Origin of the sequence: Bacillus cereus group sp. BcHK124, assembly GCF_027712065.1 — a bacterium.
GTDB classification, from domain to species: domain Bacteria; phylum Bacillota; class Bacilli; order Bacillales; family Bacillaceae_G; genus Bacillus_A; species Bacillus_A pacificus.
On record NZ_JAQFPJ010000011.1, the window covers coordinates 21,042 to 35,548 of the forward strand.

Here is a 14,507-nt window from a genome sequence, read left to right on the forward strand (position 1 = left end):
ACAATTGTGATTCAAACGAAACAAAAAGGCTTGCAAGAAGTTCTAAGTGCAGCCATTAAGCATGCAACTGATGAAAAAATATTGGTTAGTTTTGTAAAACAAATAGACTGGATGGATCCACTTCTGTTTTATGCAGCAGGAAAAAGGATCTCATTCGAAAATAGATGTTATTTTGCAGACCCAGCTCAGCATGTAATATTTGCTGGAATTGGTTCTGTTTTCACTATAGCAACTGCTTCTCACAAACGCTTTCAAACTGCTCGTGACGAGTGGGATAAAGTAAAAGAGAAATCGTTTGTACAAAGAGAAAAATATGAATTTGGAACAGGTCCTCTTTTATTTGGTGGATTTTCATTTGACCAAGAAAAAGAGAAAACAGACTTATGGAAAGAATTTGATGATACGACATTTTCACTACCAGCATTTTTATTAACTGTAAAAAATGAAAAAGCATGGTTAACAATGAATACATTCGTTTCAGCAACAGATTGTGCAGAAACTCTTTATAACGAAATTGTTTCTTTAGAAGAGAAAATTTTGGAGGAGAGTAAATGTGCACTAGAAGGATCGAAATTAACAGTTACTTCTAAAGTAGAAGTGGATCCGAAAGGCTGGATGAAGGCTATTGAGAAAGTGCAAGATGAGATGAAGCAGGGGAACGTGCAGAAGGTTGTATTAGCGAGGGAGCTAAAAGTAGAGATGGATCATCATATTGATTCTGCGCTTGTTTTAGAAGCGCTTCGCATTGGGCAACCAGATTGTTACGTATTTTCTTTTGATTATAAAGGAGCATGCTTCTTAGGAGCGACGCCAGAGAGATTAATTCGCAAAGAAGATGAGAAGTTTACTTCAATGTGTCTTGCTGGTTCAACTGGTCATGGTCAATCTATAGAAGAAAGTAAGCGAAATAGTGATGCGCTTCTTCATGATGAAAAGAATTTAGCTGAACACGGTTATGTTGTGAACATGATCAGGTCTGTATTAAATGAGCACTGCGAATCTGTTAATATTCCGGAAAGTCCGGGCTTATTAACAACGAAAAACTTAATTCATTTATATACGCCTGTAGAGGCAAAAGGCGATGCGAGTCTTTTAACAATGGTAGAAGAATTACATCCAACACCAGCTCTTGGCGGGACACCTCGTTTGGAAGCGATGAAACTGATTCGTGATGTTGAATTGTTAGACAGAGGATTATATGGTGCACCGATTGGCTGGATAGATGATGAAGGAAATGGTGAATTTGCGGTTGCACTTCGCTGCGGATTATTAAATGGCGAGAAAGCATCCTTATTCGCCGGTTGCGGGATTGTAATTGATTCAGTACCACAACTTGAATATGAAGAAACAAGTTTGAAGTTTAGACCGATGCTTGGTGCTTTGGAGGAATTAATGAAATGAACAATCATATAGAAGCATTATCATATTATTTAGGCGCGTTCGTGGATGAACTGACGCGTCTAAATGTATGTGATGTTGTCATTAGTCCAGGCTCACGGTCAACGCCGATTGCTCTACTAATGGAACAACATGAAGGAATGAACACATATTTACATGTAGATGAAAGATCAGCAGGATTTTTTGCGCTCGGTATCGCAAAAGCGAAAAAACGTCCTGTTGCATTATTATGTACGTCAGGAACGGCTGCAGCGAACTATTATCCAGCTGTATGTGAAGCTTTTCATTCGCGAGTGCCGCTTATCGTCTTAACGGCAGATAGACCGCATGAATTAAGAGATGTCGGTGCACCACAAGCGATGAATCAAATTAATTTATACGGCACGTTTGTGAAGCAATTTACAGAGATGGCACTTCCAGAAGCGAATGAGGCGATGTATCATTACGCTCGCATGACAACGCAGCGCATGATAGCGAGCGCGCTTTTAGCACCGCAAGGACCTGTTCATCTTAATTTTCCAGTTCGTGAACCGCTTATCCCGGACTTCTCATTAGAAAGTTTATGGGATAAAGGACGCGGAGAATATACAGGAGTAGTTCAGCGAGGGAATGCGGTGATGCCGAGTGAATATGTAGATTCTCTTGTAGGGCGCCTTTCACATATGGAAAAGGGGCTTATTATTTGTGGAGATGATAGTCATTCAGAAATCGCAACGTTTACAACGCAACTAGCTGAAAAAACGGGATATCCAATATTAGCGGATCCACTTTCTAACATTCGTAGTGGACACCACGATAAAACGATGGTAATCGACTGTTACGATACATTTTTACGAAATGAGCTGTTAAAAGAAACGTGGAAGCCGGAAGTTATAATTCGCTTCGGTGGTATGCCTGTTTCGAAAGCATTAACGCAGTTCATCAAAAAACAAACGAAAGCTGTTCATATCGTTGTTGATGAATCAGGACAATGGAGAGATCCAGCTCTCGTTGCAACAGAAGTTGTCCAAGCAAGTGATATTGCATTTTGCAGTGCACTAATAGAAAAAATGCCAGTTATGAAAAAGAATGATTGGTCCCAAATGTGGCAACATATAAACGAAAAAACGAAGGAAACGCTTCGCGAAATGGAAACATATGATACTGCGTTTGAAGGAAGAGTCATTACGGATATTGTCCGCGTATTACCAGAAGGAGCAACGTTATTTGCGAGTAATAGTATGCCAATTCGTGATACAGATTCATTCTTTTTCACATCGGATAAAAATATTCAAGTGATGGCTAACCGCGGTGTAAATGGGATTGATGGAATCATTTCGACAGCTTTAGGAGCGAGCATGATTTGCGATCCGCTCGTATTAGTAATCGGTGATTTATCATTTTATCATGATTTAAACGGATTATTAGCCGCAAAATTACATGAGTTAAATATAACGATTGTTGTTGTAAATAATGACGGTGGTGGTATTTTCTCATTCTTACCACAATATGAGAAAAAGGAACATTTCGAATCATTATTTGGAACTCCAATTGGGCTTGACTATGAGCATGTTGTCAACATGTACGGTGGTTCATTTAGCCGTGTAAATGGTTGGGAGCAATTCCGTGAAGAGGTACAAAAAGGAACGACGACAGAAGGTTTACACGTTGTGGAAATTTGTACGAACCGTGATGAAAACTTAACGTTGCACCGTACGTTATGGGCAAAAACACAGGACGTCATTACTACATCGTTGCAAGGTGAATCAAAATGAACGTAACGCTGCAAGGTTTATCGTATGAATATGAAGTAGTCGGAAGCGGAGAACCACTTCTACTTCTTCATGGTTTTACGGGAAGTATGGAAACGTGGCGTTCCTTCATTCCTTCTTGGAGCGAGCAGTTTCAAGTCATTTTAGTAGATATTGTTGGGCACGGAAAAACGGAAAGTCCTGAAGATGTGACGCATTATGATATTCGAAATGCGGCATTGCAAATGAAAGAACTACTAGATTATCTTCATATTGAAAAGGCGCATATACTTGGCTATTCAATGGGCGGTAGACTGGCGATTACGATGGCGTGTCTATATCCAGAATATGTACGTTCTCTTTTATTAGAAAACTGTACAGCTGGGCTTGAAAGTGAAGATGAGCGAAAAGAACGCTGTGAAAAAGATGAGCGACTTGCTCAAAAAATTGAGCGAGAAGGCATCGAAAGTTTTGTATCGATGTGGGAAAATATTCCGCTGTTTGAAACGCAAAAAAGTTTAGCACAAAACGTACAAGAAGCAGTGCGAAAAGAACGACTCGCTAACAATCCAAAAGGGCTTGCAAATAGCTTGCGCGGCATGGGAACAGGGGCTCAGCCTTCATGGTGGAATGAGCTGCAAAACTTAAAAATGCCTGTTCTTTTAATGAACGGTGAGCATGATGAAAAGTTCTTTCGCATATTAAAAAATATCGAAAAATGCGTCTCTGACGCGAAATTTGTCAAAATTGATGGCGCTGGCCATGCAATTCATGTGGAACAACCGGAAAATTTTGATACAATAGTAAAGGGATTTCTAAAAACTATGCAGTGATGCTTTTTTCAGTTAAGAATGAAGTTGCACTTATAGAGGAGATCAGAAATATACAAGGAGGTAGTTGTAATGGCTATTGAATGGGTAAAAGAAGGCAATTACGAAGATATTATTTATTCAACATACAATGGTATCGCAAAGATTTCGATTAACCGCCCTGAAGTACATAACGCATTCCGTCCTAAAACGGTAATGGAGTTAATCGACGCTTTTGCACATGCTCGTGATGATGCAAATGTTGGCGTTATCATTTTAACAGGTGAAGGTGGACGTGCATTCTGTTCAGGCGGCGACCAAAAAGTTCGCGGTCATGGTGGATATGTAGGTGACGACCAAATCCCTCGTTTAAATGTATTAGACTTACAACGTCTAATTCGCGCAATTCCTAAACCAGTTATCGCAATGGTAGCAGGTTATGCAATCGGTGGTGGACACGTACTTCATATCGTATGTGACTTAACAATTGCTGCAGACAACGCTGTATTCGGACAAACAGGTCCTAAAGTAGGAAGCTTTGACGGTGGATACGGAGCTGGTTACTTAGCTCGTATGGTAGGCCACAAGAAAGCTCGCGAAATTTGGTACCTATGCCGTCAATACAACGCGCAAGAAGCGCTTGATATGGGCTTAGTAAATACAGTAGTACCATTAGAACAACTTGAAGCAGAAACAGTACAATGGGCAGAAGAAATTTTAGCAAACAGCCCAATGGCACTTCGTTTCCTAAAAGCTGCATTCAACGCAGACACAGACGGTCTAGCTGGTATTCAACAACTAGCTGGAGATGCAACGTTATTGTACTACACAACTGACGAAGCAAAAGAAGGTCGCGACGCGTTCAAAGAAAAACGCCGTCCAGACTTCGGTCAATTCCCTCGTTTCCCGTGATCAAAAGCGGAGCCGACTGTTTAGCCTCGTTGGCTAAGGTTCTTAGACGGAAGCAGCTCGCCCACAAAGTGAGTCGCAACCAAATGATCAAACCGGAAACAAAACAACTAAGAGACTTGATGTCATATCAAGTCTCTTTCTTTCATGAAAGGAGAATGAGTGATGGAGACGATGCCAAATTGGTTAATGCAACGTGCATTTTTAACACCAGATCGCACTGCAATTGAAATAGAGGAAGAGAAAGTTACTTTTATGCAGCTGCATGAAAAAGTAGTATCTGTTTGCGAACACCTTACGCATGTTGGAGTGAAGCGTGGGCAAAAGGTGGCTGTTCTGATGAAAAATGGTATGGAGATGATTACAGTTATTCACGCCCTATCTTACGTAGGTGCAGTAGCTGTGCTTTTAAATACGCGTCTTTCAAGAGAAGAGCTACTTTGGCAAATGGATGATGCTGAAGTTATTTGTTTAGTGACAGATCAAGACTTTGATGCTAAAGATATTCCTGTATATTCATTCGCTGAAGTGATGAATGGACCAAAAGAGGAAGCCTCTATACAAGAAGAGTTTTCTTTAGAAGAAGCAATGACAATTATTTATACGTCTGGGACGACAGGCAAACCGAAAGGCGTTATTTTAACGTACGGCAATCATTGGGCAAGCGCAGTTGGTTCTTCGCTTAATTTAGGCCTTCGTGATGATGATTGCTGGTTAGCTTGTATGCCGATGTTCCACGTTGGTGGGCTATCTCTTTTAATGAAAAACATTATGTACGGCATGCGCATTTTACTCGTTCCGAAATATGATGCTGATTTTATTCATAAAGCACTTCAAACGAGAGGCGTAACAATTATCTCTGTCGTTTCTAAAATGTTAACTGATTTATTAGAGCGACTTGGGGCAGAGACATACCCATCTTCTTTACGATGCATGTTACTTGGCGGAGGACCAGCGCCGAAACCAATATTAGAAATGTGTGTAGAAAAAGGAATTCCTGTATATCAAACGTACGGTATGACAGAAACGTCGTCGCAAATTTGTACGTTGTCCGCAGATTATATGTTAACGAAAGTAGGATCAGCTGGAAAACCACTATTTCAGTGCCGACTTCGTATTGAAAAAGATGGCGTCGTAGTGCCGGCATTTACAGAAGGCGAAATCGTAGTAAAAGGACCGAACGTAACAGGTGGTTACTTTAACCGTGAAGATGCGACGCGCGAAACAATTCAAAACGGATGGCTTCATACTGGCGACCTCGGTTATTTAGACGAAGAAGGATTTTTATACGTATTAGATCGCCGAAGTGATTTAATTATTTCTGGTGGGGAAAATATATATCCGGCCCAAATTGAAGAAGTGTTACTTTCTCATCCGGCGGTAGCGGAAGCTGGTGTTGTCGGTATGACTGATGATAAATGGGGACAAGTACCCGCTGCTTTTGTTGTAAAAAGCGGAGAGGTAACAGAAGAAGAAATTATTCACTTTTGCGAGGAGAAATTAGCGAAATATAAAGTGCCGAAAAAAGCATGTTTCTTAGAGGAATTACCACGAAACGCTTCGAAAAAATTGTTAAGACGAGAGTTAAGACAATTAGTGGAGGAGATGTAAGTGGAAATAAAAAAAGCGACACTTCATATAACGGAAATGCCACTCGTAATCCCGTTTGCTGCAAGCTACGGAACGTATGAAAAGCGTGAAAGTATCGTCATTGAATTAGAAGATACGGACGGACATATTGGATTTGGTGAAGTCGTTGCATTTTCTGAACCGTGGTATACGGAAGAAACAGTGAAAACCGCGCTGCATGTACTGCAAGATTTTTTAATACCGGATTTATTAAAGGCTGACATTTCTCATCCGAATGAAGTGCCGAGCTTGTTTCAGCATATAAAAAGAAACCGAATGGCAAAGGCGGGAATTGAAGGGGCTGTTTGGAATTTATATGCGAAGCGTCAAAAGAAATCGTTAGCGACAGTGCTTGGCGGAACGAAGTCTGAAATTGAAGTCGGTGTTGTAATTGGGCTTAATACGATTCCGGTTATGTTAAAACAAATCGAGAAGTACGCTGAAGAAGGATACGAGCGTTTTAAAGTGAAAATAAAGCCAGGGCATGATTATGAGTTATTAAAAGAAATACGTAAAGAGTTTCCGCATATCCCGTTAATGGCTGATGCCAATTCAGCGTATACATTAGCGGATACGGAGAGTCTGAAACGACTAGATGAATTCCAATTGATGATGATTGAGCAACCACTAGCAGATTACGATTTTCTTGATCATGCACAGCTACAGAAGAAGATTGAAACGCCGATTTGTTTAGACGAAAGTATCCATAGTTTAGAAGACGCGCGCGTTGCGATTACACTTGGTAGTTGCCAAATCGTTAATATTAAACCGGGGCGAGTGGGCGGATTAACAGAATCGATCCAAATTCATAATTATTGTATGGAACATAACATACCAGTTTGGTGCGGCGGTATGGTGGAGATGGGAATTTCACGAGCGCAAAATGTTGCGCTTGCCTCATTGCCGAACTTTACGATTCCAGGAGATATATCCGCTTCTAGTAGACATTGGGAGGAGGATATTATTTCACCAGAAGTGACGCTTGAGGGCGGAAAAGTGATGGTGCCGCAAAGTGTTGACGCTGAGTATGAAGTAGATCGCGGAAGGCTGGCGGAAATCACGAAGCAGCGGATTGTTTTTGAGCGGTGAATGGATTCTTTAAAATAGTGGGCGAATTTCGTCGTTAATTGTCGGTAAGTCGATATTCCTTGTCGAAACGTCGATATAATTCAAGTTGTGTTCGATATATTTGGAAAATCGCTGATATAATTTTATTTACAAAGGTTACTCCCGCGAGTAACCTTTTCGTATTGTACAAATTGGATAGACTAGTTTACAATCGAGCGTATAAAAGGGGGAGTAAAATGAAGCGCATTTCCATTTTAATAGCGGATGATGAGGCAGAAATTGCTGATTTAATTGAGATACATTTAGAAAAAGAAGGGTACCACGTCGTGAAAGCAGCTGATGGAGAAGAGGCAATTCATATTATTGAAACGCAGCCAATCGACTTAGTGGTTTTAGATATTATGATGCCGAAAATGGATGGGTATGAAGTGACGCGCCAAATTCGCGCGAAGCATCATATGCCAATCATTTTCTTAAGTGCGAAAACGTCTGATTTTGATAAGGTGACAGGTCTTGTGCTAGGCGCAGATGATTATATGACGAAACCTTTTACACCGATTGAATTAGTCGCACGTGTAAATGCACAATTACGCCGATTTCTTACGTTAAATCAGCCGAAAGTGGCGGAGAATAAATCTGCTTTAGAGGTAGGAGGAGTCGTTATTGATCCTGAGCGAAGAACGGTAAATGTGTACGGAGAACAAGTTGAATTAACACCGAAAGAGTTTGATATTTTATATTTATTAGCGAGTCACCCGAAGAAAGTGTACAATGTGGAAAATATTTTTCAGCAAGTATGGGCCGATGATTATTTTGAAGGCGGAAATACAGTTATGGTACATATTCGTACGTTGCGGAAAAAACTTGGGGAAGATAAAAGAAAGAATAAGTTAATAAAAACAGTGTGGGGAGTAGGTTATAGTTTCAATGGCTAACAAGATGAGAAGTTTTCGCTCGAAGATGGTTATGCTATTTGCGTTAAGTATGATATGTGCTGCTGGCGTAACGTATATCATTTATGAAGGGTTACGGATCTATTATAAATTAGTCGTTCGTTTTGAGGATTCGTTAGCTCAAGTCCGGTCGATAATAAGACAAATTGGGGATGTTAATTTCTTTTTAATTATCTTCATACCTCTGTCCATTATGTTTTTCTTCTTCCTTACTAGACCGTATTTAAAATATTTTGATGAGATTTCAAACGGAATTCATCATTTGGCGAATGGAGATTTTACAAATGAAGTGCGCGTTTCATCAAATGATGAGTTTGGAGATATCGCACGTGAAATAAATGTTGCGAGTGAAAAGTTAAAAGAAGCAGTGGAACGAGGAGACTTTGCGGAAAGTAGTAAAGATCAGCTTATTGTTAACTTAGCTCACGATTTAAGAACACCATTAACATCCGTGTTAGGATATTTAGATTTAATTCTTAAAGATGAAAATTTAACGAAGGAACAAATTAAACATTTCTCTACAATTGCATATACGAAATCGCAAAGGCTCGAAAGTTTAATTGATGAGCTATTTGAAATTACACGTATGAATTATGGCATGCTAAAGCTGGATAAAAAGCCGATTGATATAAGTGAGCTACTTATACAGTTACATGAGGAATTGTATCCGTTATTAGAAAAACATCATTTAGAAGCTAGATTGAATGTTGATCCTCATTTGCCGATTAACGGTGATGGAAAATTGTTAGCTAGAGTATTTGAAAACTTGTTAACAAATGCTGTTCGTTACGGATATGATGGGCAATTTGTTGATTTGAATGGGTATATCGATAATGGAGAAGTTGTCGTACAAGTTATAAATTATGGAGATAGCATTCCAGAAGAAGATTTACCGTATGTTTTTGATATGTTTTATACAGGTGATAAATCGAGAACTGAGAACCGTGGCGGGACAGGCCTTGGGCTATTTATTGCGAAAAATATTGTTGAACAGCATAACGGTACGATTTCTGCTGAAAGTAATGTAGTTAGAACAATGTTTGAAGTGCGATTGCCAAAAGACGAGAACGTAACAATTTAATAAAAATTTAAACTTTATCCCACTTTTTATTTTAATAGTTTTTTCTATTCTAGACGTAAGTTACGTTAAGGAGGAACTAGAAATGAAAAAGTGGGTATTTATTTCTTTTTTTATCGCATGCACAATCTGTGTAGGCGTTTATATATCACCGTTATTTCAAAAAGAAATTGATGTGAAAATCGGCGAGGAAAATAGTGCAGTAAAGAATGAAAATATGAAAAAGGTAGAGGTTACAAAAGAAGAAATTTATAAAGGGGATCTATTATTAGTTAACAAAGACTACCCAGTGAAAAAAGATAGTATTAGGTCTGACATTATAAATGTAAATCACAGTAGTGAATTAGTGAGAGGCTACGTAATATTTGATAGAAATCTTCGTTTATCAAAGGAGGTTGTAAAAAAGTTTTTGAACGTTGTCGATGCGGCTGGAAAAGATGGTGTACAACATTTCTTAATGAATAGCGGGTATAGAGATTTTAAAGAACAAAGTAAATTATATAAAGACATGGGATCTGATTATGCACTCCCAGCAGGATATAGTGAACATAATTTAGGATTATCACTGGACGTTGGATCGACGCAAAAGAAAATGGAAAAAGCGCCTGAAGGAAAATGGATTGAAGAGAACGTATGGAAGCACGGCTTTGTTTTACGTTATCCGAAAAATAAAAGCAATATTACAGGCATTCAATATGAGCCGTGGCACATTCGTTATGTCGGCTTACCTCATAGTGCGATTATGCAAAAAAAGAAAATGACATTAGAGGAATACTTAGACTTCTTGAAAGAGAAAAAAGAAATTACAACCGATGTGGAAGGTAAGAAATATACGGTGTCTTATTATAAAGTATCCGGGAACAGGACAGTGAATGTTCCAGCGAATAAGCAGTATGAAGTTTCGGGGAATAATATGGATGGGGTTATTGTGACGGTTCAGGAATAGAGAAAAAGCTATCTGAAGTAGATAGCTTTTTTTCATGATTGGCCGCCTATCAAGCTAGCGAAATAAATCAATGGATACGAAATCGGATTGTCTTTAAACTAACAAATAAAAGTAGGGGTGCTAAAAAAGCTTATTAAAGTGCGATTTTTTTATTGGGTACTTGTCTATGCTTTATCGTTGTTTTATACACAATATCGGATTATAAAAAATGGTACCTTCTTATATCGATGAGATTTAAGACCATTCTTTTTAAGCAGTTGATAAAGGCGATTACTTGAAATAGGAACGAAAAGGAATTATTAATTATATAAATTGCTCTATATTTGCACCGAATGAATTAGTTATGAGATTTATTTTAAATGTCATTAAATAATTGTTTTATACAAATTGATAGTAACAAATATTGATGATTATTAATAGACTAGTTAAATTTTTCTTAATATTTTATTATTTAAAATGCGAGATAATAAAAGTGTATTTTTATTGTTTTCTGCTGTTATATATTTAGGAGGGAGAATGGTAGATGAAAAAGAAATTTATCACGGGGATGATTTCTGCTGCATTATTGCTGAGCTTTACTTTACCATCAATTGCTGATGCAAGTATTGAAACGGAAGAAGATGGTATTGTAACGGAGTATATCCCTGAAATCAATCTAGGCATTGATTTATCAAAGGTTGATACTTCTGACTTCGATTTTGAAAATTTTGAAAAAGAGTATGGGTTTTTAGTAAATGACCCTGTTTTTTTACAACTAGAGGAGGAAGTAAGTAAACTAAGGGTTGAATCTGTTGTTGAAAAAAATCCTTTTACTGGCGAATTGGTTGTTAAGCAGGAGATATTGCCTGCTATTGTTCTTGGTGCATTAAGAGTATTAGTTTCAAAAGTAGGTAGAACTGCTGCGGATAAAGCCTGGGCGGTTGCGCGTCCATATGTACAAAAGGCACTCAATTCTCCGAAGCAATATATTTTAGAAGCAGCTAAGGGTGGAATGATAATACAAGTACGTTCTAAAGCTACTGGTAACCGAGTTTTTGCCATAGATTATCATTATATTGATGGAAAAGGTCCTATCTTACATTATCATAGTCCTCCTAATGTTAGTGCACATAAATATTTTAGATAATGTCTAAGGAGCTTATATCTATGAAAAAATATAACTTTGACGATTCGATTCATATGCATTTATTTTATTACGGGGATATAGAAGAGGTTTTTACATATGAGGCTATAGCTTATAAAGTATGTAATGAAAATTTATGGGTAGTGTATTTTGATATTTCTTCCTATGATGATTTATCAAATCATCAATTTTCTCAGTATCCATTCTATGATAAGTATGGATATGAAATTTTCCATGTTCATACAAAAGATCTAGATGAGTGTGAAGGAAATAAATTATTTACTGATTGGTTAATTAATAATTCAATTGTTTAGTTCTAGCCCGCTATTGGTGGGCAGTAAGGCTTCCACCTCAAAAGTTGGTGAAGGCTAATCCACACTGATTAAAGTTTCATTTTATAAATCTATCTATCACCAAAAGGCCTATCAATTTAAGTGCTTTTTGGTTTTTTATTTATGATAGAGAAATGTCTTGAAAAATCAGAGGCACAATGTACTAAAAATATCTTAACATATAAAATTTACGAAATGATAATTGTATCTATTATCGGGACTTAAACATTATAACGTTATATTTACTTCTCCCTTTTTTTGTGTTACGCTAAACGTGTGAAAGACATATAAAATGAAACTTTAATGTAAGCGTATTCTTATGGCTTCTTATAGAAAAGGGTGAAGTACAATGACAGAACGATTCGTACTACGTAATGTGAAACGTGTGAACGGGGAAGAGATTGACATTGTAATTGAAAATAAAAAAATCGCACAGGTGACGAAAGCTGGTGCTGGTGAGGGTGGAAAGGTTCTTGATTACTCAGGTACTTACGTATCGAGTGGCTGGATTGATTTGCACGTTCATGCTTTTCCAGAGTTTGATCCGTATGGCGATGAGGTGGACGAAATTGGCGTTAAGCAAGGGGTAACGACAATTGTTGATGCGGGTAGCTGCGGAGCTGATCGTATTGCAGATTTAGTTAAAAGTAGGGAGCAGGCGAAAACAAATTTATTTGCCTTTTTAAATATTTCTCGCATCGGTTTGAAACGAATTGATGAATTATCCAATATGGAATGGATCGATAAAGAGAAAGTAATAGAAGCAGTAGAAAAGTATAAAGATGTAATCGTTGGGTTAAAGGCGAGAATGAGTAAGAGTGTCGTTTGTGATAGCGGAATTGAACCGCTTCATATAGCGCGTGATTTATCTCGTGAAACATCATTGCCGATAATGGTACATATCGGTTCAGCGCCTCCTCGCATTGAGGAAGTTGTACCTCTTTTAGAAAAAGATGATGTTATTACACATTACTTAAACGGGAAAGAAAATAATTTATTTGATGAAGAAGGCAAACCGCTACCTGTGTTACTAGATGCAGTGAATCGCGGCGTACATTTAGATGTTGGTCACGGTAATGCTAGTTTTTCTTTTAAAGTAGCAGAAGCGGCGAAGCGTCATGGTATTGCATTTAATACAATTAGTACAGATATTTACCGGAAGAATCGCGTGCATGGTCCCGTGTATAGTATGGCTCACGTTCTTTCGAAATTCCTTTACTTAGGTTATTCGCTAGAAGAAGTAATTGATGCGGTTACGAAAAATGCAGCAGAGTGGCTTAAGAAACCAGAGCTTGGCCGTATTCAAGAAGGAGATATTGCAAATTTAACTTTATTTACGGTGAAAGATGAGAAGATTACGTTAATTGATTCAGAAGGGGATCAGCGCATTGCTGAAAGAAGAATTGATACGAAAGGGGTTGTAATCAATGGGTCATTCATTGAATGCTAAGTACGGATTAAAAAGAGTAATTAATGCGAGCGGTAGAATGAGTATTTTAGGTGTATCCGCTCCGACAGATACAGTTATGGATGCAATGAAACATGGGGGACAAAATTATGTGGAAATTGCTGATTTAGTAGATAAAGCAGGAGATCATATTGCGAGAATTCTAGATTCAGAGGCAGCGGTCGTTGTGAATTCAGCATCGAGCGGAATTGCGCTTTCTATCGCAGCAATCGTGACGGAAGGAAATCGCCGTAAAAGTGAAAGACTTCATCAAGAGGTCATCGCGAAAAACGAAGTGATTATGTTAAAAGGTCATAACGTTCAATACGGTGCTCCTGTTGAAACGATGATTTATTTAGGCGGAGGAAAACTTGTAGAAGTTGGCTACGCAAATGAAGGGAAAGCAGAGCATATTGAAGATGCGATTGGTGAAAATACAGCGGCGATTCTGTATGTGAAATCCCATCATGCAGTACAAAAAAATATGATTTCTGTTGAAGAAGCATGGGAAGTTGCGCAGCGAAATAACATACCGCTTATCGTCGATGCGGCAGCTGAAGAAGATATTCAAAAATATGTGAAGTATGCAGACCTTGCCATTTATAGCGGTTCAAAAGCAATTGAAGGACCTACTTCTGGTATTGTTGGCGGGAAACGAAAATATATTGAGTGGCTGAAAGTGCAATTACATTGCATTGGAAGAAGTATGAAAGTTGGGAAAGAAACAACTTTTGGTTTACTGCAAGCACTTGATGAGTACGGAGTAAAAGAAGATAAGAGCGAGCAAGAAAAAGAGTTATTACAAGTACTTATGCCGCTAAAAGAATTAAACGGTGTAAATGTAACGATCGTTCAAGATGAAGCGGGAAGAGCAATCTTTAGAGCTCGTATTCATATTGACGAGAATGAATTAAATAAATCAGCAAAAGACGTTGTGACTGCATTACGCGAAGGGGAAATCGCAATTTATACACGTGATTACGGAGTAAGACAAGGATTCTTTGATATTGATCCACGTCCACTTTTAGGTGATGACATACATGTAATTGAAGAAAAATTGAGAGAAATCGTAGGGGGAAACTAAA

General features: G+C 38.3%; 13 protein-coding genes and 1 pseudogene. 13 read left to right on the top strand and 1 reads right to left on the bottom strand.

What is annotated here, in order from left to right:
- The first annotated feature begins 6 nt into the window (after window positions 1-6).
- The 9 genes from PDK19_RS16900 to PDK19_RS16940 all read left to right on the top strand — a co-directional run bounded on the left by PDK19_RS16900 (window position 7) and on the right by PDK19_RS16940 (window position 10,520).
- Window positions 7-1,401 (top strand): isochorismate synthase, encoded by a 1,395-nt coding sequence (locus tag PDK19_RS16900; protein WP_000616755.1) that lies wholly within the window; start codon window positions 7-9, stop codon window positions 1,399-1,401.
- Window positions 1,398-3,152: a 2-succinyl-5-enolpyruvyl-6-hydroxy-3-cyclohexene-1-carboxylic-acid synthase gene (menD, locus tag PDK19_RS16905; protein WP_001059236.1), complete on the top strand. Its 1,755-nt coding sequence runs from the start codon at window positions 1,398-1,400 to the stop codon at window positions 3,150-3,152. The genes PDK19_RS16900 and menD overlap by 4 nt, the downstream gene beginning before the upstream one ends.
- On the top strand, window positions 3,149-3,961 hold the full coding sequence (gene menH, locus PDK19_RS16910) for a 2-succinyl-6-hydroxy-2,4-cyclohexadiene-1-carboxylate synthase (RefSeq protein ID WP_001103342.1): 813 nt from the start codon (window positions 3,149-3,151) through the stop codon (window positions 3,959-3,961). The genes menD and menH overlap by 4 nt, the downstream gene beginning before the upstream one ends.
- Window positions 3,962-4,030: 69 nt before the next feature.
- Window positions 4,031-4,849, top strand: coding sequence for a 1,4-dihydroxy-2-naphthoyl-CoA synthase (menB, locus tag PDK19_RS16915; protein WP_000963874.1), 819 nt, complete (start codon window positions 4,031-4,033; stop codon window positions 4,847-4,849).
- Window positions 4,850-5,011: 162 nt separating this feature from the next.
- Window positions 5,012-6,457 carry an o-succinylbenzoate--CoA ligase gene (locus PDK19_RS16920; RefSeq protein WP_049114084.1) on the top strand — a complete coding sequence of 482 codons (1,446 nt, stop codon included), beginning with the start codon at window positions 5,012-5,014 and terminating at the stop codon, window positions 6,455-6,457.
- Window positions 6,458-7,564 (top strand): o-succinylbenzoate synthase, encoded by a 1,107-nt coding sequence (menC, locus tag PDK19_RS16925; RefSeq protein WP_000403280.1) that lies wholly within the window; start codon window positions 6,458-6,460, stop codon window positions 7,562-7,564.
- Window positions 7,565-7,779: 215 nt separating this feature from the next.
- Window positions 7,780-8,478 carry a response regulator transcription factor gene (locus PDK19_RS16930; RefSeq protein WP_270707650.1) on the top strand — a complete coding sequence of 233 codons (699 nt, stop codon included), beginning with the start codon at window positions 7,780-7,782 and terminating at the stop codon, window positions 8,476-8,478.
- Window positions 8,471-9,577 (top strand): sensor histidine kinase, encoded by a 1,107-nt coding sequence (locus PDK19_RS16935; RefSeq protein ID WP_270707652.1) that lies wholly within the window; start codon window positions 8,471-8,473, stop codon window positions 9,575-9,577. Before PDK19_RS16930 ends, PDK19_RS16935 begins: the two co-directional genes overlap by 8 nt.
- 82 nt (window positions 9,578-9,659) lie before the next feature.
- Window positions 9,660-10,520: a M15 family metallopeptidase gene (locus tag PDK19_RS16940; protein WP_049114089.1), complete on the top strand. Its 861-nt coding sequence runs from the start codon at window positions 9,660-9,662 to the stop codon at window positions 10,518-10,520.
- 133 nt (window positions 10,521-10,653) lie between these two features.
- Here PDK19_RS16940 and PDK19_RS27465 read toward each other — a convergent pair.
- Window positions 10,654-10,845: pseudogene (locus PDK19_RS27465) on the bottom strand (hypothetical protein); the annotation flags it as partial.
- A 198-nt stretch (window positions 10,846-11,043) separates the two neighbouring features.
- Here PDK19_RS27465 and PDK19_RS16945 point away from each other — a divergent pair.
- The 4 genes from PDK19_RS16945 (at window position 11,044) to PDK19_RS16960 (ending at window position 14,506) form a co-directional block, all read left to right on the top strand.
- Complete coding sequence (locus PDK19_RS16945) at window positions 11,044-11,646, top strand: hypothetical protein (protein ID WP_000726227.1); 603 nt, start codon at window positions 11,044-11,046, stop codon at window positions 11,644-11,646.
- Window positions 11,647-11,666: 20 nt separating this feature from the next.
- Window positions 11,667-11,957: a DUF3986 family protein gene (locus PDK19_RS16950; protein ID WP_000760461.1), complete on the top strand. Its 291-nt coding sequence runs from the start codon at window positions 11,667-11,669 to the stop codon at window positions 11,955-11,957.
- A 367-nt stretch (window positions 11,958-12,324) separates the two neighbouring features.
- Window positions 12,325-13,425: an amidohydrolase/deacetylase family metallohydrolase gene (locus PDK19_RS16955; protein WP_000139924.1), complete on the top strand. Its 1,101-nt coding sequence runs from the start codon at window positions 12,325-12,327 to the stop codon at window positions 13,423-13,425.
- A complete protein-coding gene (locus tag PDK19_RS16960; RefSeq protein WP_000510088.1) occupies window positions 13,403-14,506 on the top strand; it encodes a DgaE family pyridoxal phosphate-dependent ammonia lyase in 1,104 nt (367 codons plus the stop codon). The genes PDK19_RS16955 and PDK19_RS16960 overlap by 23 nt, the downstream gene beginning before the upstream one ends.
- The last annotated feature ends 1 nt before the right edge of the window (window position 14,507 follow it).